12 protein-coding genes are annotated in these 24,448 nt (G+C 39.6%); 7 read left to right on the top strand and 5 right to left on the bottom strand.

All coding sequences use genetic code 11. From position 1 onward, the window contains the following. Positions 1 to 13: 13 nt before the first annotated feature. Positions 14 to 2,242: a fasciclin domain-containing protein gene (locus QWY93_RS09245; protein WP_290247932.1), complete on the bottom strand. Its 2,229-nt coding sequence runs from the start codon at positions 2,240 to 2,242 to the stop codon at positions 14 to 16. Positions 2,243 to 2,929: 687 nt separating this feature from the next. On the opposite strand from QWY93_RS09245, the gene QWY93_RS09240 reads away from it, so the two are divergent. Next, entirely contained in the window at positions 2,930 to 6,583 is a 3,654-nt protein-coding gene (locus tag QWY93_RS09240; protein WP_290247931.1) for a hybrid sensor histidine kinase/response regulator transcription factor, read from the top strand. 967 nt (positions 6,584 to 7,550) lie between these two features. Here the strand turns inward: QWY93_RS09240 and QWY93_RS09235 are convergent. After that, positions 7,551 to 8,722 (bottom strand): IS3 family transposase gene (locus QWY93_RS09235; protein WP_435380184.1). Its coding sequence is split into 2 segments (ribosomal slippage): positions 7,551 to 8,461 and positions 8,461 to 8,722, totalling 1,173 coding nucleotides; the frame shifts between segments, so codons are not numbered across the junction. A gap of 404 nt (positions 8,723 to 9,126) precedes the next feature. Next, a complete protein-coding gene (locus tag QWY93_RS09230; protein WP_290247930.1) occupies positions 9,127 to 10,611 on the bottom strand; it encodes a PKD domain-containing protein in 1,485 nt (494 codons plus the stop codon). Positions 10,612 to 12,553: 1,942 nt separating this feature from the next. Between QWY93_RS09230 and QWY93_RS09225 the strand changes: the two genes are divergently transcribed. From QWY93_RS09225 to QWY93_RS09215, 3 genes are all read left to right on the top strand, one after another. Then, positions 12,554 to 13,060, top strand: a complete 507-nt coding sequence (locus tag QWY93_RS09225; RefSeq protein WP_290247929.1) for a family 43 glycosylhydrolase — start codon at positions 12,554 to 12,556, stop codon at positions 13,058 to 13,060. 769 nt (positions 13,061 to 13,829) lie between these two features. Further along, positions 13,830 to 15,161 carry a rhamnogalacturonidase gene (locus QWY93_RS09220; protein ID WP_290247928.1) on the top strand — a complete coding sequence of 444 codons (1,332 nt, stop codon included), beginning with the start codon at positions 13,830 to 13,832 and terminating at the stop codon, positions 15,159 to 15,161. 80 nt (positions 15,162 to 15,241) lie between these two features. After that, a complete protein-coding gene (locus tag QWY93_RS09215) occupies positions 15,242 to 16,372 on the top strand; it encodes a glycoside hydrolase family 88/105 protein (protein WP_290247927.1) in 1,131 nt (376 codons plus the stop codon). A 222-nt stretch (positions 16,373 to 16,594) separates the two neighbouring features. On the opposite strand, the gene QWY93_RS09210 is transcribed toward QWY93_RS09215, so the two are convergent. Beyond that, complete coding sequence (locus tag QWY93_RS09210; protein ID WP_290247926.1) at positions 16,595 to 16,789, bottom strand: hypothetical protein; 195 nt, start codon at positions 16,787 to 16,789, stop codon at positions 16,595 to 16,597. A 68-nt stretch (positions 16,790 to 16,857) separates the two neighbouring features. Next, positions 16,858 to 19,821, bottom strand: a complete 2,964-nt coding sequence (locus tag QWY93_RS09205) for a glycoside hydrolase family 2 protein (protein WP_290247925.1) — start codon at positions 19,819 to 19,821, stop codon at positions 16,858 to 16,860. Positions 19,822 to 20,750: 929 nt separating this feature from the next. Between QWY93_RS09205 and QWY93_RS09200 the strand changes: the two genes are divergently transcribed. From QWY93_RS09200 to QWY93_RS09190, 3 genes are all read left to right on the top strand, one after another. After that, positions 20,751 to 22,049, top strand: a complete 1,299-nt coding sequence (locus QWY93_RS09200; protein WP_290247924.1) for an acetylxylan esterase — start codon at positions 20,751 to 20,753, stop codon at positions 22,047 to 22,049. Positions 22,050 to 22,414: 365 nt separating this feature from the next. After that, positions 22,415 to 23,200 carry a polysaccharide deacetylase family protein gene (locus tag QWY93_RS09195; protein ID WP_290247923.1) on the top strand — a complete coding sequence of 262 codons (786 nt, stop codon included), beginning with the start codon at positions 22,415 to 22,417 and terminating at the stop codon, positions 23,198 to 23,200. Positions 23,201 to 23,412: 212 nt separating this feature from the next. Next, positions 23,413 to 24,324, top strand: coding sequence for a dienelactone hydrolase family protein (locus tag QWY93_RS09190; protein WP_290247922.1), 912 nt, complete (start codon positions 23,413 to 23,415; stop codon positions 24,322 to 24,324). Positions 24,325 to 24,448: the final 124 nt, after the last annotated feature.

The raw sequence follows: 24,448 nt of genomic DNA, 5'->3' as shown, positions 1-24,448 counted from the left end.
TACGGCGTTTGGGTTAATTAGATTCTAAAACGCGATCGATTTCATGAAGCACCGCATAACTTGCCAAAACATTGCTATTTTCAATGTTCACATTGGCTACATTCCCATTAAGGTCAGTTACGGTCATAGTGTAAGGCTCCTGGAACCCATCGGCGCTGTTATCAATCACCACTTCTTTGGTTTCACCATCTACAGTTGTATAGAGCGTTGGGAAATCAGACCCGTTTGCACTTACAATCTTTTTACCATCCGGTACGATGGTATTTCTAGGCACAAAATGATACTTTAGGAAATTGGTAATCTGCTCTATTTCTTCAGGATCATTTGTCTGGGGATCGGCAGGTAACACTCCATCAGCAACTGCAGTATTAATGGCCTCATTAGAGGGGATTAATACGGTAAAGAATTGTCCTATAGCCACCCCTTCAATTTGTAAGGAGTTGGCATCATATATTGAGGAATTTTCCAAATACTCTGCAAATCTTGAAAACTGAGGGAATTCAAAGATTTTCTCTGAAAGCAACTTCTCACTATATGTCAACAAACCTTCTGTATAAAAAGCGGGACCATTTGTGGATTCGTAGGTCTCGTCCATTTTCACTTGAACATTTTCGCCACTTTCCATATTTCCGGAGGCAAAGAACTCTCCATCCTCATAACGAATGTATTCACCGCCATAAGTCTCCAAAATTCCAGATCCAGTAGAAAGGTCATCCAATTCATCTTCACTACCCAGTTTTATAATGCACATTTCCAGCATTCTAATCAGCCTTTCATAAGCTTGACCTGGTTCTCCATTATAGGTCCAAGGATTCCTTGCCCCTGGGTCATATTCGAATCCAGCATCACGCAACTGTTGATTGGACATCAATATCAATCCATAAGTTTGATCCGGATCGGAAATGGTGATACGGTAACTATTCAACAATTCCCGCATGATACTGTATTGTGGATCCAAATAAGGACGGCTATACACGGTAAAGAAGAAGTTTCCCTCCTGAACCTTATTGGTTCCATAAAAAATCCCATTACTTAGGATCTTCTTATCTGTAATATTTGCATTAGGGTCAAAACGGGCTTCCTCATTCAAGTTATTGGTTACCAGCTGAAACTGACTTGGCCAAAGAGCTGCCTGCCACATATGCATATTTACAAAATCATAAATGATTTGGTCGGGGACATTCTCAATGCTCCCGTAATACACTAATAAAACATCATCCAAAAACTGCTGCAAAGCATCATTTTCGGGAACAAACATGGACCAACTATCAGATTGTGCCAGGTTTCCACCAATAAAGTTTTCGTTATTTGGAGAAAATGTATAATTCCCGGTGTAAGCTTTCACATGTACAGGTCCTGACAAGTCATATACTGGACCATATCTTTCTGTAAGTTCAGGATAAGCTGAGGAATTGTAAGAGATAGCAGTGTTTGTTTGTAAATCCCTGAACTCCATTTCCAAAATGGATTTAAACAAACTATACTGGGGATTGTCATCTATATAATCGGCAATATTGGGCATAGGCTCTATTACCTTGTCAATGGAATGGACATATCCATTTTCTGCAGCAATATTGGACGTTACAATATTCGCCTCTGCTACTTGAGCTCCTGTATAAGGCCGATTATAAAAATATTCAATGTCCTCAGAGGTGAGATCATTAATATCCAGGTAATGCTGCATAAAATAAGGAATGTACTTATTGTTATTATCCTCAAGGTTGTAGGAATCGAAACCATTTCTGTTTGCAGCAACAACATCAATTTCCTCTCCCCCCACATTTTCCTTGTAGACTCCCCTATAATAGGCAGTCTTACGGCGGAAAGCTGCAGAGAGAGTGTCCCTGCCTGGACCATTTTGATAGTACCCAAGGTCGGTATGGCTATAACCATTATAAACCAAGGAATAGGTGACAATTTCGTAGGCCTTATCTTCATCGATATCTTCTACGCCGCTCAGATTATTTTCCTGAAAGTATTGTTCGAAGGCCTCATCAGTTGGCGCGAAAGCAGTCCAATACCCAGCCCTGCTGAGGGTTTCCTTATAACCCGCCTTTTCTACCAAGGCCAGATAATGGTCAAAATTCCCCTTGTGCCTAGAAGAGTCCGAAAGTACTTGGTAAATCGGTCCCTCTAAGTTTTCGGGTCTTGCGTAGTACTCGTCAAATTCTTCCTTACAACCCACAAGGAATGAACTGGCCAAGCAAAAACACGCAAAAAGCTGTTTTGTAAATTTGTTCATAGATTATTGAGGTTTTGTTAATCAACAATTTTTTACGGAGAAAGACTTAAATGCTTCTTTTACTTATTTGGAGAAAGTAAAAAGGACTTTCAATATCTTTTTTCCATCAAGACTTATTCGAAATTTATAAAATAGGTTCCTTGAAAGTGTTATGGTTTATACTGGTTTGCATCCCATATACCCAAAGGTTTTAAGCAAAAATTTCACCAGTTCTAGCAAGGTTTTACAAGGTTATTTACCGTTTTGTAATCGTTTCCATCCCCCCTAAAAAACCACACTAACACCTTAGCTAAATCGGTTTTTCATTCCTTCTTTAAACAAAACTTAATTTCTCCCCTTTTGGGTGGTATTAAATACTTTTTTCACCTCATTTCCTTTAAAAAAAAATTTAACTTTTATGAAAATTAAAATAATGAACCGGATTCAACTATTAATTTTTATCTATTTATCGCTTTTTAAGAAAGATTCTGGTAATCTACACTTAAAAAACAAATTATCGTCAGGATTATTTATTATTTGGGAAAAGAACTTCCCTAATCTAATTTTTTTTGATTCAAAATTACACTTCAAAAACACAAAGTCTTCTGGACTGATTTTTAGTTACTTCCAAAATCAATTGGGTAAAATCTATTTCCCTTTAAAAATTATGCTAATTTCACCCATGAAATTGCCCTAAGAAAGCTTATTATGAACTTGAATATAAGTCACCTTATTTTGCTATGCCTATTGTTCCTGATTGGGATAGGGAAGGTTGACGCACAGGACAAACATTTAAAGTTCAACCATTTTTCCGTACAAGATGGCCTGCCCCAAAACTCTATTTATGCTATTGCAAAGGATAAATACGGATTTATGTGGTTTGGTACCTGGGGAGGAGCGGTACGTTACGATGGGTATAACATTAGGGTTTTCCGGGCTCACGAAAAAGACAGTACTACACTTTCCGACAACCGGATCAATGCCATTGTAACCGATTCCTTGCAAAACATTTGGGTTGCAGTGGAGCCCAATGATTTTGTTTTTAAATATGACTATGAAAGTGAAACCTTCAAATACTATCCTTCAGGACAGGTTCCTGCACCTGTCGTCAAAAAAATAAAGGAACGTTATGGTTATTGGAGAAAAAAAACAGCAAACAAGAATTACACCTGGTTAACTACCTATGACAATGGATTGTTACAAATCAACCGGAACACTGGCGATACGATTACCTACCACGCCGATCCAAGTGACCCCAATTCCCTTTCTGATGATTTAGTCAAAGATTTATTTTTGGATAATACTGGGCATCTCTGGGTGGGCACCCAATCGAGGGGTATCAGCCATGCCGACCTGAACATCAAACCATTTTTTAATTACTATAAAGACCAACCTGGCAAAGGCCTAATCGATAATGTTGTTAGGGCAGTTTGCATGGACCAGGAAGGTCGCTTATGGGTGGGATCAGAAAACCAGGGAATCACTATCATTGAACAATCCAAAAATGGGCCGCTTTACACCTATATTCGTAGGGACAAACTTATTGACCCCCAAATCAGAAACCTATACTGCGACCGACAGGGGATCATCTGGATAGGTACAAAAAGAGGTTTGACCTATTACGATCCCTCCGATGATACATTTACCAACTGTTCATTACAGAACATGTGTCACCCAAATGTATTTGACGTTATTGAGGATCAACAAGGAAATATTTGGGTAGCCACTTTTGATGGTTTAGCACGCTATGATAAAGAAAAGGATCAATTTCATTGTCTAAATACTGAATTTGAACTTGCCGGAAAGCAAATCATGGACATCCATGTAGGGCAAGAAAATCAACTTTGGATAGCCACTGAAGATGGAGGACTAAGCAGGCTTGTTCCGACTCCAGACATAGAAAAGGAATATAAAGTCATCAATTATACCCATCAGAAAAACACAAAAAAAAGCATTCCCAACAATAGAACCTATTCACTTACAGAAGACAACCAAGGCAATATTTGGATTGCTACTACTGCAGGCTTAAGCAAGTTCAATCCCGAAAACAATACCTTCCAAAATTTCACCAACGAAACTGGCCTCACCAATGAGCTTACCATGGCGGTGGTATATGATGGTGATCAATCGATATGGGTCAGCCATACCAAAGGCCTGACAAAAGTGGATATCCATAACGGAGAAATGCAAAACTTTAATTTAAAGGACGGATTGCAGGGAAATGATTTTACGCAAAATGCTGTTTATTACCATCCAGAAGATGGAAAGTTATTTTTTGGCGGATCTAATGGTCTCACTTCTTTTGATCCAGATAAAATCAAAATTAACCCCTATCCTCCCAAGGTTGCCTTGACCAATTTGAATGTCATGCACCGGGACCTTGAGCCAGGTGATCAAGTCAATGATCATGTCATATTGGACCAGTCATTGCTCACTTCAAAAAAAATCACCCTTACTTGGTGGGATAAGACATTCCGCTTGGAATTTGCAGCTTTGCATTATGCCAATCCACTAAGCAATAAATACAAATATAAACTGGAGGGATATGATGAAGATTGGATTTATACGGATGCTTCAAGACGTTTGGCATCCTATTCAAATCTCCCTTCTGGGAATTATACATTTAAGGTTTATGGGGCCAACAGTGATGGGGTATGGAGCGAAAATCCTGCCACATTGCAGGTTGAAGTCCTCCCACCCTGGTGGCTAAGCTGGTGGGCCTACATTTTGTATATTCTGGCAGCCTGCATCTTGGCCTTGTTTGTCTATCGCTATCTAAATTCCAAAATTCAACTTCGAAAAAAGGAAGCCATCCACCAGGCCAAACTTCACTTTTTCACACAAATATCCCATGAATTTAGAACTCCTCTAACCTTGATCATTGATCCGTTGGAGAGGCTTATGGCTGAAAAACCCAAAGGGAAAATAGCAGAACATTATTACCAGTTAATGCACAGAAATGCCAAGCAGTTATTAATGCTTATCAACCAATTATTGGATTTCCGTAAATTGGAATCAGGGCATTTAAAATTGAACCTACAGAAATCTGATATTGTGGCATTTTCGCGTGGATTAGCTTCTTCCTTCGAAGAAATGGCCAAAAAGAGACAAATTAGATTTAAGGTAGAAACCCATTTGGATCAGTTTTTCATGCCATTTGATGATGCTAAACTTACAATGGTTCTGAACAACCTGCTGTCCAATGCCTTCAAATTCACCCCTGATCATGGACAAATTAGCTTGACTCTTGAACCTGCAAAAAAAACCAAAAGCGGGATTCTTATAAAAGTGGAAGATTCTGGCCATGGTATATCCAAGGAAGAACAAGAGAAAGTATTTGGGATATTTTACCAGGCAAGCACCAACAAGGAACAAAACAAAGGGTCAGGAATAGGCCTTAGCTTAAGCAAGGAATTGGTAAACCTCCATGGTGGGGAAATCAAAATGGAAAGTTCCCTTGGGGAAGGTACTTGTTTTTCCATTTTCCTGCCCGTACTCGAAAACAAGGAACCTTCCCAAGCAATCCCTGAATTCCCTACAGAACCTGATAGGGCAGAAACTCTTTCCCATGAACCGGGCCCAAAAAAAACAAATAATAAAAACGTTCCCTTGATTTTGGTAGTGGATGATAATGCAGATATCAGGGCATATATAGAAATTAATTTTAACTCTGACTACCGTGTCATTTTGGCCACCAATGGAAATGAAGGCTTGGAAAAGGCCATCGACCGCATTCCTGATCTGGTCATCAGTGACATCATGATGCCGGATTTGAATGGCCTGCAACTATGCAGTAAATTGAAGTCCGATGAGCGGACCAGTCATATTCCTGTCATTTTGCTTACTGCCCGCCAATCGGATGATTCGAAAATGGAGGGCTATGAGACGGGGGCTGATGCCTATGTAACCAAACCTTTTAATACAACCGTACTTCGGGCGCAGGTAAATAACCTTTTGGAACAACGAAGGCAGTTAAGGGAACTGTTTTCCAAAGGTTCTGCAATGGAATTTAAAAAGATTGCGGTAAATGCTGCTGATGAGGCATTTTTGGAAAAAGCCAGGAAGCTAATTGAATCCAACCTGGATTCCGAAACTTTTGATATTGACTCATTGGCCATGCAGCTTAACATGAGTCGTTCCCAATTTTATCGTAAAATAAAAGCCCTTACCAATAAGTCTGCCTCGGATTTTGTCACCACTTTCCGCATGAATAAGGCCACTGAATTTTTATTGAGCGGTCAATTCAATGTTACCGAAACAGCCTATAAAGTGGGTTATAGCCTTCCTAACAATTTCACACGAGCATTTATCAAACATTTCGGAACCTCTCCCTCACAATATACCGGAAAGGAAGAAAAATAAGCTTTCCTATTGGGGCTTGTTGGACCACATAGGGTAACTAGGCACATTGGGCATGAAGTCTATATTGAAATGGGGGAGAATAAATGTATTCTTTAGTAAATAGGTTGAACGGGAATTTCATTGTGTAAATTTTGAATATCCAATGGGAAAGAAGGGAAATTACCTGGGTGGTACTTTTAATCCTTGATGAAATTATAAATGAGAAAGGTAGATTTTTAAATATTGATAGCTCAATCCACTGGACTCAATTCTAAAAAGTATCCTTTCTGAAATTTAATATCAATATTTATCTCAAAAATGAAACATTCAGCAAATTTGATTAAAAATGATAGGTTTTTGAACGGTTTGGATAGTTGGAAAAAGCAAGGAATAGCCACCTTTATGACAAGTTTAAATTGATAAGCTTAGGGTTAATAAATATTAGTAAGGTCTCCGTGGTCAATAGGTTAGATCAGGCGTGAATTTGTTCTATGTGCTCACAAAATGAATTCAGCCTTGAGTCTAAAGCCAGGGAGATTTTATTTTTTTATTAAACACATAGAAACAATAGATAACAATGGGCTACGATGCTATAAGGTAATTGGATTCGACAAAATGACATTTCAGGATGCTATGCTTTTTTTGGAAATCTATAATATGTTTTTACACATTTTTTTAAATGAACAGTACATCATAATAGATAGCCACTAATCCGACCCTCCCTACAAGCTTTCAACAACTGCCACAATTGTTAGTGCATTTAATTGAAATAAGCCTATGAGCCCGCCAAACAATGCCACAGGCATTAATGGAGGAACAATTAAATAATTTAAATCAGAATTAAAGAGATATACAGGAGTGGATTTGCAACAAAAAACTGGACAAATGATTAAGCTCTATGTTAATATAATAACGCCTGCCGCGGGCTCCTCAAATTGTCAGTGCGATATTGAAAAAAAAATCACCCTGACAATTTCGAGGTCAGTCTTTATACGGTAATTTTTTTGTTGGTTTTTCCGAACTGATCAGGTGATAGGTACCCAAGTGAGGAGTGTCTCCTGTTCCTATTGTACCAGATTTCAATAAATTCGAAAATTTCCTGTTTTGCTTGCATTACTGATCCGTATTTACGGTATCCTGTTTCCGATTTCAGGATTTTGAAGAAGTTTTCAGCTACTGCATTGTCCCAGCAGTTTCCTTTTCTGCTCATGCTCTGCCTCACCTTTTCAGAATCGAGTTCATTCTTGAATTCACCGCAGGCATATTGTACGCCCCTGTCTGAATGGAAAACCAGGTCTCTGAAAAAAGGCCTGTTGATCTGTGCCATTCGCCATGCCGGTATAACTGTTGCCCCGGCATGCATGGTGGTGGACATCGACCATCCGATTATCTTACGGTCATACAGGTCCATGATCATGGTCAGGTAAAGCCATCCCTCTTCTGTCCAGATGTAGGTAATGTCCGATACCCATGATTTTGCAGGGCCATCAGGGCTGAAGTTCCTGTTAAGCAGGTTCGGACTGATTCTGAAACTGTGGTTAGATTCAGTGGTACAGACACTGAACTTCCCCGATATCACACTCCTGAGCCCATTTGCTTTCATTATCCTGGCAACCCTTGGCCTGGACACCGAAAAGCCCCTGTCCCTAAGCTCAATGGTTATCTTCGGACTTCCATACCGGCACTTGCTTTCAGCATAGATTTTATGGATTTCCCTGGATACTTCTTCTCGCTCCTCAGCACATTTGGATGGTTTTCGGTTAAGCCAGCCATAAAAACCGCTTCTGCTTACTTTAAAAACCCTGCACATCTTTTCAACAGCAAACTCGTGCCTGTGAGCCCTTATGAACCGGAATATTTGTTGTCCCCCTTGGAAAAGATGCTTACTGCCTTTTTTAGAATATCACGCTCCAGTTCGGCTTCTTTCAGGGCTTTTTTCAAGGCAAGGATTTCTTTCTCTTCTTCTGTTAGATGCTGTTTCCCGTTTCCGGGAAAGCTGCTGGATTCACTTGCTTTAAATTCCCTGGCCCAACGCCTGACCAGGTCTGGTCCAATCCCAAGTTCTCTTCCAACTTCAGTACTTGTTTTTCCATTCAAATGAAGCTCTACGGCCATCGTTTTAAAGGCCTTGTCAAATGTTCTCCTTTCTCTATTACTCATTGTTTCAAATTTAAGAAAAGAGCTTAACTTATTGTCCAGTCAAAGGTATACACTCCAGGAGCCTGTTAAGGCTCCAACTACTTAACCCTGAGTTTCACCCAGGGAGGCAAAACATATGTAGTCTTACAAACCCTAACGGGGTTAAACTAAAACAAAAAATTCTAAAAGAAAATACAGGTAACTAGAACCCAAATCCCTCCCCGGTTGAGACCTGCCCTGAAGGGCGAAATAGAATAACCAGTGGAATTAGCTCCTGGATTAATATCATATTACTTTCTCCGCAGACTAATTCAAAATTGGCACTTGGAAAAAACGAAACCAGCTGTACAAAATTTGTACAGCTGGTTTCTAAATTCAAAGTCTATCGGAAAAAACTGATCCTAATTGAAAGATCAGATATCCTATTATAATAAAACCAATCTGATGATTTCCTCAAAGTAAACTGCTTTGGCCTCCTCCGTTAGCTGCCAGTAATAAGAACCATCCTCATCAGCACCAAAACCAAAGTAGGTTCTTGGTCCGGCAGGTGTATCCCCTGATCCAGCATAAAACTCGGTATTGGCCTCAAATCTAACAAACAGCATAGCTCCAGCCCCTGGATCGCCTCCAGCAGCCACTGCACTCTCTGCCAATACTTCACCATTTGGAGTTGTATTGACATAAAGCAGGTTTACAGGTGTATTTATCCATGGAAGCAAATTTTCCTCACCAATTGCCACCTCTTCAAAAGCTTCATCATCGGGTTGCTGAATTTGAGCATTAATCAGTTCTCCCCCCCCAGGGTTATACCTTACTGGGTTCCCATTATTATCAAACCAGTTCAAACGGTTATTTCTCGCTGCCCACTGGGAATTTAATATAATAGGAGCTGTTAACGCATTCCAGGCTGTTTTATCATCTCCATCAAAGTGAGAAGAGCTGCCACTACGTCCAATGACAATCAAATCCGCAGCATTTAGCATATCAATATCCTCTTGGGGAGCAGTGCTAAGGGTGGAATTATAATAGATGGTAACATTAAAGCCCTTTTCTTGTAACCATGCAATTTGTTCATCGTCATTGGAATCATCCGTAATAAATACAATCGAATAAAGTGAGGTATCCACCGGCACTTCAACGGTTACCTCTTTGCTGGTTACTACTTCTGTTCCATCCTCACTGGTTGCAGTTAAAGTTACGGTATAAGTTCCCTCTTCCGCATAGGTATGAGTTGGATTCTCCTCAGTTGAGGTATTGCCATCTCCAAAATCCCAGGAATAGGTAACAACATTTTCAGAAGCATTGGTAAAGTTTACTGTCAATCCTTCATCGTCAAAAGTATAATCAGCAGCTGGTGGCGGTACAACGGTTACCTCTTTGCTGGTTTCCACCTCAGTTCCGCCTTGGGCAGTGGCGGTCAAAACTACGGTATATGTTCCCGCTTCTGCATAAGTATGACTTGGATTTTCTTCAGTGGAAGTATTTCCATCACCAAAATTCCAAGTAAAAGAAACAGCATTTTCAGAAGTATTGGTAAAGGCAACATCCAAGTATTCCTTTTCCACCGTATAATCAGCTGTCAGATCTTCAACGATGGTTATATCTTGGTCGGCTTCAACAGTTTTTCCATTTATCCCCTTTGCAGTTAGAACCACGGTGTATGTTCCCGCTGCTCCATAAGTATGACTTGGACTCTCTTCAGTGGAGGTATTGCCATCTCCAAAATTCCAGGAATAAGAAGAAACATTTTCAGAATTATTGGCAAAGTTTATATCCAACTGATCTGCAGTATATGTAAACCCTGCAGAAGGTTCAACCGGTTCCATTTCATCTTCACTACATGAAATGAAAAACATGGCCGACAAAGCAAGGATCATTAAAAACCTTAAATTTCGATAAATTTTTTCCATAATTGATTTTTTTGGGTTTGAATTGAGAGTTAATTTAAAAACATACCAATGGCAATGGAATACTATCTATAACCAAAGGAATATCTTTTTAATTTCTAATCGAATGCTGAATGCCTAACCAAATTATGGTAAAAAAAAGTCAAATCCGTTATGCACTGTTATGAAACTGATCGACAAATTAATCCTTATACTTACATTTTTATTCAAAAATAAAACCTATAATATGAATTTTAGCCCATTTAAACTCTTCATTAAAGAATAATTAATTGATATTCCTGGCCCGCTGAATTTGTATGGTCGATAATAATTTTCTGCTCACGTTCTCTCCATTATTACCCAGTTTCGAACTCCCTTCTCCCTCCCACTGCTAAAATCCTACCCCATATTTATTGAAGAATTATTCCTACTGTAATACCTTGATAGGATATTCATTACTCAATAGGAGTCAGAAACAAAGATTATAAGATAACTTTCATTAATGCCCTAAATTTTTCAATAATCTCAATAAACGCTTCCATTTCACCACTAAACCTATTTTTAAACAATTCTCAATACCAATTTTGATCAAAATTGATAGATTTATGAACGCTTTGGATAGCTCCAAAAGACTGAAACTTTTCACCTTTATAAAGTTTAGATTTTCTAAACATAGCTTAGGGTTAATTACATTAGTAAGGTCTCCATGGTCAATAGATTAGATCAGGAATGAATTTGTTCTATGCACTCATAAAATGAATTCAATCTTGAGCCTAAAGCCATGGAGATTTTATTTTTTGTGGTAAATACATAAGGACAACAGGAAACTGCAGATAGTAGCGCAATTGGTGTTTATAGTAACCAGAATGGAACTTTAGGATGCAATTCCAATTTTTTGAAAAATTAAATAAAAATATCTGTTGGCTAAAGGGCATTATCCACAGATTAGATCAGGCTCAAACGGTCTAATTAAGTTAATCAGAGATTTAGCCCCTCAACTTAAATTATTCTAATTCCCACACTTTACCTTTTACAAACCAATGCTGCCCACGTTTTTCCGGTAAAGCCCTGCTCTATTAATTCTGGACTAAAGAGGGCAAACTGATTTCATTTTTATTCCTAGGAATTGCAAATGTAAAAAGGAAAACCAACCAAAAACAAAAATTTCAATTCGGGGAATTAAAAAAACTTAACCTATCCAATTTTCATGTCAAAATATCCCCTATCGGTGATTTTGATTAAAAATGATAGTTTCTTGAACAGTATTGATAGCAAAAAAAAACTCAAATTGCCCAACTTTAATTCAAGTTTAAATTGATAAGCTTAGGGTTAATAAATATTAGTAAGGTCTCCATGGTCGCGAAAGCGAAAGATCAGGATTAATTTCTTTGATGTATTCATTAAATGAAATTAATCAGGGTCTAAAAGTCATGGGGACTTTATTTTTTTATACCCACTCAATTGGAATTGAAATCCAAAGCATTTGGAAAACCGAAAAAGGACTCCTCTAATAATTCGAAAATAAAAATTCCTAGAAACCAAATTTTTACCTAACAACATGGTACGTACCTAAAATAACTAATCCCTTGAGATTTCTATTTTTCCTTTCAATTGTATATGTATTACAATATTCAATTGTATTTGCCCAAATGTAAAACAAAATCGTATCGGGCATCGATTGGTACGATAATAAAGAGGATATTGTGAGTGCCCATGGGGCTGGAATTACCAAAGAAAGCGACACTTACTATTTCTTTGGGGAGTTCAAAAGCTATACCACCAATCCTTTTAGGTGATTTAGCTGTTACTCTTCCAAAAACCTGGTTGAAAAGAATTTTAAAATGTGGCCTTGCCGGTTCAGAAATCCGGAAAATTGGGGTCCAAAACGGGTTAGTGAAAGGGTAAAGGTGTTGAAAAGTCCAAGGACCGGAGAGTAGGTGAGGTTTATGCATACCGATGAGATGGGTTGCAGGGATCCTTTTTTAGTTATTCCACCAGTGATAAATTTGATGGAGAATACACTTTTCAGGGCCCGCTCCTTTTTGATGAAAAAGAGATCAACAGATGGGACATGGGTGTTTTCCAGGATACTGATGGTAAAAGTTATTTAATCATGCATGGGGGAGATTTATATCAGTTAAGTGCTGATTATAAAAGTATAGAAAACCTGGTAATCAAGGATATCACCTCCCATTGGGAATCCCCGATGATTTTTAAAAAAGACGGTTTATATTACTGGATGGATTCAGGCCTCACTGGCTGGGATCGTAATGACAATTATTATTTTACTGCAAAATCACTTAAAGGGTCTTGGACTTCCCATGAACATTTTGCCCCTGAACGGACTTTAACCTGGAATTCCCAGTCAACTTTTGCCCTTCCAATCGCAGGTTCTAAAGGCACCACTTTTATGTACATGGGAGATCGTTGGTCGCACCCAAAACAATATTCTGCCGCCACTTATTTTTGGTAACCCCTTGAAATAAACGGGACATCCATTTCCCTTCCCAGATACAAAGAAAGCTGGGATATCGACCCCGAAACCGGAAATGGACGACAACCTGCATTGAAGGGAAGGTCATTGAGAACAAGGATAAAGTCATTTCTTATTTAGGAGATTGGGAGCACCATGTCATTGAGGAGGAATTTACAGATAGCCGAACCGATGAAAAAGGAGCTTCTTTTTCTTTCACTTTTACGGGAACCCGCATTGGAATAAGGAGTACTGCCCCTCCTAATGGTGGTTCTGCACGGGTAAAATTGAAGGACAATATGGGAAAGGTTATTGTTTCCGCTATTATCGATATGTAATGCCAATACCCCGAAACATCTCTGACATTTCTCATTCCTGAATTAAAAAAGGCACCAATAACCTAATTGTAACAGTTAGGGGTAAACATTGGTACTGGACAGAAAAATCAGGAAGAAAGTCTGGCAGTAGCGGAGATATATTTCTATAGATTCCATAACGATACAGGATTGATATGTTGATTGCATTGCTTAATTTTCTGCCTATAAAAGTTTCAATAAACCGTTCAATTTGATTTGAAGTAGGTATTTTGATTGCTGATGGTTTAGTTTTTGGGTCGAAAATTATTGGTTAATTGTAACTATCGAAAAAAGATGGATAAATAGTTCACCCAATAAATAATAAAAAAATTAAGCCCTGTTTCAGCTTTTACGTACTTTATTCCAAATAGAAATCACTTGAAAATAAAGCCAATAATAATCAAAATTAATTCATGAAAAACTACCTTATTTTATTCCTTATACTCGTCCTAAGTTTCGGTTCAGGATTTGCTCAAACAGACGTATTTCCAGATGGGACACCCGTTCCGGAATGGTTCAGAGAAACAGACCCTACGGATATCAATCAACTGGGAAAACATTACCGGATCACAGATTTTGGTGTTGAAAATGACAGCACCATTTTGCAGACAGAGAAAATTCAGGAGGTAATTGACAAAGCCCATAATGAGGGCGGTGGGGTTATCATCATTCCTGAAGGCACCTTCCTGAGCGGTTCCATATTTTTCAAACAGGGCACACACCTCCATTTGGAAGAGGGAGCTGTTCTCAAGGGCAGCGATGATATCAGCCATTTCAAATTGATCGACACCCGCATAGAAGGGCAAAACCGGAAGTACTTTGCCGGGCTGGTAAATGCAGATGGCTTGGATGGATTTACCATTTCAGGAAAGGGCACACTCAATGGAAATGGGCGCCGCTACTGGCGATCATTTTGGCTGCGAAGAAAATGGAACCCTGATTGTACCAACTTGGATGAGATGCGCCCAAGGCTTATGATTATTTCCAATAGTAAAAATGTTCAGGTATCTGGCATCAACCTGATCAATTCTCCCTTTTGGACTTCCCATTATTACAAATGCGAAAATGTAAAAATATTGGATCTTTACATATACGCTCCCCACAAACCGGAAGATGAAAAGGCCCCAAGTTCTGATGCCATTGATCTGGATGTCTGCAAGAATGTATTGGTCAAGAATTGTTACATGTCTGTCAATGATGATGCCATTGCTTTAAAAGGTGGTAAGGGCCCCAATGCAGACAAAGACCCAAACAATGGGGGAAATTATAATATTATTGTAGAAGATTGTGAGTTTGGATACTGTCACAGTGCATTGACTTGTGGAAGCGAATCGATTCATAACAGGAATATCATACTACGGAGAACAAAGGTTTCCCATGCTACACGTCTTCTTTGGCTAAAAATGCGTCCAGACACCCCGCAACATTATGAATATATCCAGCTTAATGATATCAGTGGAAATGTGGCCAACATGTTATATATCAAACCCTGGACCCAGTTTTTTGATCTGAAAGGAGAAAAGGGCATGAAACATTCCGCAACCAACAATATTACTTTCCGCAATATTGACCTGGAATGTGACCGGGTTTTCAACACCCAATCATCTGAACAATACAATGTATCTGATGTCACCCTGGAAAACGTAAACCTTACTACTTCACCGGATCAGGACATCCATTTGGACTATATCGACAATTTACAGTTAAAGGGTGTAGTCGTTAACGGAGAGAAGGTGGAAGATTAAGAAGGAACCAAGCTGAAAAGATACTGCTCTCTAACCGTAATATTTTAGAAATCAATAAACCATAGCATAAACATCTAACCATGAATTTAAAAAAACCAATAGTGTTGCTTGCCATGCTAATTTTGTCTGCAAGCATTTCAATTGCCCAAGAACTGCCTTCCCAAGAAGAAATCATGGATCAAATGGTACTAACCAATAAGCACTTAATGGAGAAATGGCCTGACCCAGGGGTAAATGTCATCACCAATAGAGAGCGTTCCAGTAACCTTTGGACCCGTGCGGTCTATTATGAAGGGTTGATGGCATTATATGGGCTCAAAAAGGACAAAGCTTATTATGATTATGCAGTGAAATGGGGAGAATCCCATAATTGGGATTTAAGAAATGGCACCCAAACCCGCCATGCAGATAACCATTGTGCCGGGCAGACCTATATTCAGCTTTACCAAATTGATCCGAAACCAGAACGAATAGAACATATCCAGGCTTCCATTGACGCCATGCTGGAAACTTACAAGATTAATGATTGGGACTGGATTGATGCATTGCAAATGGCTATGCCCGTATTTGCTCAACTAACCAGCTTAACCGGGGATGCAAAGTATTCAGAAAGAATGTATGAAATGTACATGGATACCAAAGTGACCCAAGGCCTTTTCAATGAGGAAGATGACCTTTGGTGGAGAGACAAGGACTTTTTACCTCCCTACGAGGAGCCCAATGGCAACGACTGTAACTGGTCCAGAGGTAACGGATGGGTTGTGGCCGCCATGGTACGAACCCTAGAATTTTTGCCCCAAGATGATCCACACCGCTTTGAATATGTACAAATGCTTCAGAGAATGTTGAAATCAGTTTTGACTGTTCAAAGAACGGATGGATTTTGGAATGTAAGTTTACATGATCCAACACACTTTGAAGGTAAAGAAACTTCCGGAACCGCCTTATTCTTGTATGGAATGGCCTGGGGAGTAAACAATGGTCTACTGGAAAAAGAAGTGTATATGCCAGCTATCACCAAGGCTTGGAATGCTATTTCCACCGAAGCTATTCATGACAATGGTTTCTTAGGTTACCTACAAGGCACCGGAAAAGAGCCCAAGGATGGTCAACCTGTAACTTATACCAGTAAGCCTGACTTTGAGGATTATGGCTTGGGATGCTTCCTTTTGGCAGGAACTGAGATGTATAAATTGGTAGGTAAAGAATAGATCCAAAAAATCATTCATTTATTTAATCCGTGGGAGTAAATACTTTCACGGATTTTTTTATCCCCAAGTGCGGAAGGGGTTTCCCAATGAAAGCCAGAAATCATTTTCGATTGGAACAAAACTCATTGCACTTTAGGTGAATTCGAATTCAGGTCTCCACTTATTTGCTAAAAAATCTTCCCTTTGCATACCTAGTGAATTCTTTGCGTCTCTAGCGGTATATCAAACAACTATTCTTTTTCCCCAATATTCCTGCGTCTCTTCTATTAACATAAAATATTCCCCAAGCCTTAAATGGAAATTCTCATCTCCTACTTTCATCATCACTCCCATAAGGTTATATATCTTAAATTGGAAATTGTTGTTTCTTTTTTTTGCCCTGCCAATACCTGGCAGGGCAATATTATTGGTTATCATGGCAAAAAGGGTTATTAGTTTTTTTAATGTTAATCCAAACAAATCACTTAATACTGGACCTGCTTTATTTACTCAGCATCTTCATAAAATTCTATTTCCACAATATTGAGAGATCCTTCTGCCCCTTTCTCATCCCCAGCGGGTTCTTTTTTTCCTGTAATTTCTATTATCCCAAAAGCATCCTCATCGATATTGGCACCGATCAATTTAACCAAGACATTTTTTCCTTTGGTTGGTGGAAATTCTATAGTATAGTAACCAAGGTTCCTTTTAGTCCTTTCACTGAAGACCACCTTTCCATCTATGCTGATTTCAATGGGATAACTTCTGGTTCTCCAGCCATTTAACTTCATGGCGATTTCACTGATTTCAGCCTCTCTTTCCAGTTCATAATGAATCCATCCATTTGACAGAAGATCTTCATTTGACCAACTTGTTTCTTCATTATCATCATAGGATTGGCTTACATCATCTTGATTGGCACCCGCTTTGGCATTTTCCACCGCTACAGCAATTCTTGAAACCTTATAAGATGGTCCTTCTGGAGTGGGACCTCTTTCAAGGTTGGAGGGCAGACCTTCCCCCGGAAGCTTTTTAGCTAAGCCATTTTTTACTTCAAATGACTTGGTTTCCCATTCAATGGAAGTGTTTTTCAGACCTTTGGCTTTTGCTTTTAGCTTGATTTCTCCGGCTTCCTCGGTTGACCTTACAAAAACCCGGTTTACACCTCCTTCAACAGGCAGGCTTTTAGACAAGACATAATTATCTTCTGGTCCCTGGGCAATACCCCCACGCCATTCTGCTGGACCTTTCAAAGAAAAGTCAATCATATTGAGGGCAGTGGGACATCGGTTTCCTTCTTCATCTACTACCTCTATCTGTACCAAAGCCAAATCATGACCATCGGCCTTCATTCCTTCAGGATGTATCCACTTTGTCAATTTCAATCCATATGGCTCTCCTGCTGTTTGAATTTGATCCTCACTTACTTTTTGACCATCTTCATCGTAGCTTACTGCCTTAATGGTTCCAGGCTCCCATCGGATATCTTTAAAAATAAATAGGAAGCGATAATCCTGTTTTCCTTTCCCTTGTGATTTCCCATTAATAAACAATTCTACTTCCTGGCCATTGGAAACCACATAAATATCTTTTTGAACACCTTTTTCATAATTCCAGTGGCCAATTAAATGGGTACCTGGGTTTTCGGAATCTACCCATCCATCCCACATCACCTGATGGGCAAAGTAGCCATCCTTAGGAGTTCTCATAGGGTCCGTTTCACCACTTCTTCTATAATTTTCTGCCCCTCTAAAATGCGTCTGGGTATCTGAGAAGATGATATTTACACCTCCTGAACTTACCCTTTTACCGGTTCCAGGTCTTTCTCTGTAGTAATCGTACCAACGTATCACATCCTCAATGGCATGGGCATCCTGGTTATGATTATAGGCACTGGCATCATTGCCTTTATAGAGGGGTCCCTCTCCTTCTTTGTGATAAGGAGGGGTATATTCATCCCAATATTTCCGCAAGCCTTCATCTCTGGAGTATTCGGTAGCCCACATGGGTTGATCTGCGCTTTTGTTGATATACAGCATCTCACCACCATATTCAGCGACCTCACTCTCCAGCATTTCCCTGGAACCAATGGCACGGCCTCCATTAGGATCATATGTATCACAGATGGCCTTCATCTCACTCATATGCGGCTCACTGATATTATCATTTCCGCATTCATAAAAAAGGATACTTGGATTGTTCCGGTTATAGATGATGGCATCTCTCATCAGATGCTTCCTGTGCTCCCACCTTTCTCCCTGCACATCTCCTTCTGCATCACCGGCTGGCATGGCCTGGATTAGCCCTACTCTGTCACAGGATTCAACATCCTGCTTCCAGGGGGTGATGTGCATCCATCTCACCAGGTTGGCATTGCCATCCACCATCATTTTATTGCTGAAATCACTTATCCATGCAGGTACTGACATACCAACGCCCGGCCATTCATTACTGGTCCGCTGGGCGTAGCCTTTCACTTGGATCACCCTATCGTTCAGATAGATCATACCATCCTTAAATGCTGTCTTGCGGAAACCCGTCCTGGTTTTCACCTCATCCACCGGCTCGCCATTTACAAGCAAGGTGGTGTACACATCGTACAGGTAACCATAGCCCCAACTCCAGAAGTTAAGGTCCTTTAACTGACTACTTGCTTTGACAATGGCCGTTTGACCTGGTGACAGGGTGGTTTTATATCCTTCAAATTCCTTGATCACCTTCCCTTCCATATCTTCTATGGCTACTTTGTATTGAAAGGTTTTGGAATCTGCATATTCATTTCTTACCTGAGCTTCCGCATTGATCAATGCAGATTTATCTTCAATATCGATATCCTGTGCATACACATAAACCCCTTTCGTGCCCAAATTGGAATAAAGCGGAAGGGTCTGGTAAAGCTTATCTGTGATGTGAAGAGAAACATTCTTTGGAATTCCCCCATAATTAACATTAAAATTCCGGTCGCTCCATTGGAATTTTGAATTGGTGGACACTTTTCTGTAATCCCAATCATTATCTACCCTTACGGCCACCACATTGGTCTGCGGGTAGGGTTTAATCAGGTCAGAAATATCAAAGCCCACAGCAATGGCCCCATTTTCATGCCTGCCAATATGCCGGCCATTTAGGTAAAACTCCCCACCTTGACGGATGCCCTCAAATTCCAAAAATACTTTTTTGTTTTCTGAACGTTCAGGCAATACAAAGTCTTTCCGGTACCAGGCTATCCCGGTATTTAAATCATAAATCTCCACTTTAAAGGCCTGATCCTCATTCCAGGCATAAGGAAGGGTCACTTCTTTCCAACCCTTATCCTCAAAATCCATCGCCTCGGCCCCTTTGGGATCCCCAACCCTTACTTTCCAGTCGGGGTTAAAATTATATTCAGACCTTTGTGCTTTCGAAGGTTGGTAAAAGCCTACCAAAATCATCAGTACAGCCAAAATTAATTTTGAAATTTTATACATCATATATCCTATTTTATTATTCTATCATCAATCTATTCATAACTTCCGACAAAAAAGAAAATGAAGTTTCTAAAATTAACCCAAACAATATTATTTAATACTACTTAACAACAACTTGTTAAAAACAATATTAAGAGAAACTGATGAATTTTATATGGAATTCAATAATTTAATTAACGGAATCGTTTTCGTAAAACCCTCTAAACAAAACATTATTAATCACTAATAAAAAAACAATTGTATAAATTTTAAATCAACAAAATCATTTGTCATCCAAAAAAAATCAGGTTAATAAAAATATTATTAATGGAATTTTAAATTTCTTAGACAATATATACCCCCACAAAAAAAGGAATACAACCAACACAAACCACTAAAACCTCTTTTCAGCTACTTAAAACAAAAAAATCAACCTTATCATGGCTTGACTTATATTATTTTATATACCCATTATCAAAACTAATATCCCGATATTAATTTCGATATATCAATAAATAATACAATTAAAAATGGTACATAAATGTAATATAAAAAACATTTACTACAAATCTATACTGTACTGTACTTTGACGGATAAGGAAAGGCAAACAAGATCTTCCATTCATGTTTATATTTTATACAAACAACCCTATACATTTACTGTAAATTCAATAAATTACACCTCATATTTAAACAAATCCTAAATTAATATTTAGTAATATATACATAATTTTCAGCAAATATTATCTTAATGTAATTCATCAATTTTCCCTTTAAAAAGTAGGGTAAAAGTTACTATGATCACTGCACCCTTTGAGTATTTTCCCAGAAACCTAATTGTGGTCAATTATCATTTATTTATATTTAATCCATCGTTAGGCCCTCTTCAATTAACTCTGATCTATCTTAAAGTTTGTTTTTATTCTTATTAACATATTAACTGAAAATACCTCATGAAAAAAATCGTATTAATGGCTATTGGCTTTTTGGCCATTTTCACAACCCATGCCCAAAATTATCCTCATCGCAGTAATGTTTTATGGGTTACCGAACCCGATCATCAAGACTGGCTTTACGAACTTGGAGATGAAGCCAAAGTGGCTATTTCACTTTATGAATTTGGTATTCCGGTGGATGATTTGGAAATAAGTTATGCAGTTGGACCGGAAATGTTACTGGCCGATACGGAAGGAACGGTCAAATTAAAAAACGGAAAAGCAGAAGTATCCCTGGGCACCGCCAATGAACCTGGATTTAGGGATTGTTGGTTTAAGGCTGAACTCAATGGCCAAACTTACAAACATCATGTCAAAGTGGGGTTTGAACCGGATAAACTGGAACCCTACACCCAGTTTCCTGATGATTTTGTCAGCTTTTGGGAAGATGCCAAAGCAAAAGCTGCGGAATGCCCCATGGTAGTTGAAAAAGAATTTGTTCCGGAATATTCCAGTAATAAAGTGGATTGTTATTTAGTCAAAATTCAAGCTTATGAAGAGGGCCAACAGGTTTACGGCTATCTAACTATTCCTAAAAAAGAGGGAAAGTTTCCGGTAGTTTTCGCCCCTCCAGGGGCCGGAATCAAGCCCATGGATCCCATGAAACATGTATTTTATGCTGAAAGCGGTGTCATCCGTTTTGATATGGAAATCCATGGCATCCGTCCCACCCTTGACAGGGAAACATATAAAGAAATCAGCAGGTCTTTCGGCAATGGAGAAAACAGCTACTTGGTCAATGGCCTGGACAACCGGGACAATTATTATATGAAAAAGGTGTATATGTCCTGCGTACGCGCTTTGGATTTCCTGACCACACTACCGGAATGGGATGGCAAAAACCTGATCGCCCAGGGCGGAAGCCAGGGAGGTGCTTTGGCTTTGATCACCACTGGGCTGGACGAAAGAGTCACTGCCTGTTCTGCCAACCACCCTGCCCTAAGTGATATGGCTGGATACTTAGGTAACAGAGCTGGAGGTTACCCTCACTTGAACAGGTTCAACGATATGTTAACACCAGAAAAGGTCAACACCCTGCAATATTTTGACGTGGTCAACTTTGCCAAGCTGATAGATGTGCCGGTTTTCATGACTTGGGGATATAACGACAATACCTGCCCTCCCACCACCAGTTATGTCGTTTACAATTCCCTGAACACGGAAAAGGACTCCTATATCACGCCCATTAATGAACACTGGGTATCAGAAAAGACCAGAAGGGTGATTTTGGACTGGATCAAGTCGAATGTTAAGTAGCAAGTAGTTAGATGCAAGACAATAGACTTAAGATTTAGGTTAATGTCCAAGGCCGAAAGCCTAAAGCCAAAAGTGGAAAAGAAATGGCAATGACCTAAGTCTTGCAGAGTTGTGCCAAGTCGGGGACTTGGCACTTTTCCAGCTTTGAGTCTCTGACTCATTTGAAAAGAATGGGGAATCAAAAATCCGGTGGTTGGTATACTCACCAACCACCCTTAAGGCTGGCCGGAATTTGCAATTAAGTTTGTTTATGTAAATATTCGGATTAAAGGAATTAAAAAGCCAACCAAAGACCATTTGATATCTAAGATGAAAGAAACAATCAAATTAACTTGAACCAACAACCACCCAAACCCGAAATACCCATGAAAAAGATATTTTTCCTTCTCCTTTTCTGCCTTCCCTTTTCCGTAATTTCGCAAATCCTAAAAAAGCCCGTTCCGGACAAACTGGTAGTACTTACATTTGACGATGCCCCGGCCAGCCATTATTCGGTTGTAGCTCCATTGTTACAGGAGCATGGCTTTAATGGCACTTTTTATGTTTGTGAATTCCCTCCCAATTTCTCGGATAGCAGCAAATACATGAATTGGAGACAAATCCAAGCTTTGGACAAAATGGGCTTCGATGTGGCAAATCACACCCGCACTCATGCCCACGTGAACGCTTTGGATAAAGAGGAAATCCAAGCACAGCTGGGCTATATTGAAGCCAAATGCGATTCCCTTGGAATTCCCAAACCCTCCAGCTTTGCTTACCCGGCCTATGATATAAGCGAATCCTGCTTTGAAGTGTTAGATGAAAAAGGATACGATTTTGCCCGGGCAGGTGGAAAACGGGCCTATGCCCCTCTCAAAGACCACCCCTACCTCATTCCCAGTTGGGCAATGGAGGAGGACAATAAGGATGAAATCATGGAAGCCCTGAAAAAAGCCAAAAATGGCAAAATAGTGGTCCTGACCATTCATGGCGTTCCCGATATCGAACATCCCTGGGTCAATACACCCCCAGCTTTGTTTGAAGAATACCTGGATTATCTATCTGCCAATGATTATAAAGTCATTTCCATTAAGGATTTAAAGGAGTATATCGATCCCCTAGCAGCCAGACACACCATTACGATGGACATGAGCAAATCTTTTAAAAATTGAGTTATTGGTTAGTAAGTTATTATTAAGGCCTTCATTCTTTATCAAAAAATTTGCGAAAATTCGTGCAAACTTGGTTGACGACAGTCTTGTTCTTGGACACAATTCTCATTTCCTTGCCCACCCAATTCAATTTTTTATGTAAATTGTTGAGATTTAATGGCTAATTTCAATTTTCCTAATATACTGCCTGTTTACAACCAAACGTTGCCCACATGAAAAAACTAACTAAAAAAGACATCAAACAGGAAGTATTTGACCTCTACGATGCCTATGCACATAACAAACTGGAGCGAAGGGAATTCATGGAGAAGCTATCCTTTTTTGCTGTGGGAGGCATTACCCTTCCCAGTTTGATGGGTTTTATAATGCCCAATTACCCGGATAACATTCAAGTGTCCTTGGATCATGATCAGCTCAAAACGGAAACCATTAGCTACGCTTCCCCAAAAGGAGGCGGAGAGATCAAAGCCCAGCTTTCCCGTCCCAAGGATGCCCAAGGGAAGTTACCGGGTATTGTGGTGGTCCATGAAAACCGGGGACTCAATCCTCATATTGCAGATGTAGGAAGAAGAGCAGCTTTAGAGGGTTTTATCACCCTTTCTCCAGATGCCCTTTCTCCACTTGGAGGCTATCCAGGCAATGACGATGACGGGAGGGCCATGCAAAGGAAACGTGATCGAGATGAAATGCTGGAAGATTTCATTGCTGCATTTGACTACCTGAAAGGTCATGAAGAATGTACTGGTAAGGTGGGGGTAGTAGGATTTTGCTTTGGGGGATGGATTTCCAATATGATGGCTGCAAAAGTACCAGATCTCAAAGCTGCTGTACCGTTTTACGGAGGACAACCCCCACTGGAAATGGTTCCTCAGATCCAAGCCTCACTACTTCTCCATTATGCCGAACTGGACGAGCGGGTCAATGTCGGATGGTCGGCTTATGAGGAAGCACTCAAAGAAAACGGCAAAGAATATCAGGCTTATATCTATCCCAATGCCAACCACGGTTTCCATAATGACACCACCCCCAGGTATGATGAGGAAGCGGCAAAGTTGGCTTGGAAAAGGACTATGGAGTTTTTTAATGAGAAGCTTAAGGATTCAAAGAATTTCCATAAAATATAAATATTCACAACCAACATTATGACCCTTGTGGAATATTAAGCTTATGGAATCCTAAAATTCCGTGAGTAGGCTCCTTTCTTTCCATTCTTTTTCCAGGTACCCGAAATATTACCTTAAAAACACA

It is taken from the genome of Echinicola jeungdonensis (assembly GCF_030409905.1).
In the GTDB taxonomy this organism is placed as follows: domain Bacteria; phylum Bacteroidota; class Bacteroidia; order Cytophagales; family Cyclobacteriaceae; genus Echinicola; species Echinicola jeungdonensis.
The sequence above is the reverse complement of the archived record's forward strand: the minus strand, read 5'-3'. Positions and strand labels throughout refer to the sequence as shown.

What these genes read in the sequence shown, in the direction of transcription:
- QWY93_RS09245 (WP_290247932.1), bottom strand. Translation starts at nt 2,242, where the DNA reads ATGAACAAATTTACAAAACAGCTTTTTGCGTGTTTTTGCTTGGCCAGT.
- QWY93_RS09240 (WP_290247931.1), top strand. Translation starts at nt 2,930, where the DNA reads ATGAACTTGAATATAAGTCACCTTATTTTGCTATGCCTATTGTTCCTG.
- QWY93_RS09230 (WP_290247930.1), bottom strand. Translation starts at nt 10,611, where the DNA reads ATGGAAAAAATTTATCGAAATTTAAGGTTTTTAATGATCCTTGCTTTG.
- QWY93_RS09220 (WP_290247928.1), top strand. Translation starts at nt 13,830, where the DNA reads ATGAAAAACTACCTTATTTTATTCCTTATACTCGTCCTAAGTTTCGGT.
- QWY93_RS09215 (WP_290247927.1), top strand. Translation starts at nt 15,242, where the DNA reads ATGAATTTAAAAAAACCAATAGTGTTGCTTGCCATGCTAATTTTGTCT.
- QWY93_RS09210 (WP_290247926.1), bottom strand. Translation starts at nt 16,789, where the DNA reads ATGATAACCAATAATATTGCCCTGCCAGGTATTGGCAGGGCAAAAAAA.
- QWY93_RS09205 (WP_290247925.1), bottom strand. Translation starts at nt 19,821, where the DNA reads ATGATGTATAAAATTTCAAAATTAATTTTGGCTGTACTGATGATTTTG.
- QWY93_RS09200 (WP_290247924.1), top strand. Translation starts at nt 20,751, where the DNA reads ATGAAAAAAATCGTATTAATGGCTATTGGCTTTTTGGCCATTTTCACA.
- QWY93_RS09195 (WP_290247923.1), top strand. Translation starts at nt 22,415, where the DNA reads ATGAAAAAGATATTTTTCCTTCTCCTTTTCTGCCTTCCCTTTTCCGTA.
- QWY93_RS09190 (WP_290247922.1), top strand. Translation starts at nt 23,413, where the DNA reads ATGAAAAAACTAACTAAAAAAGACATCAAACAGGAAGTATTTGACCTC.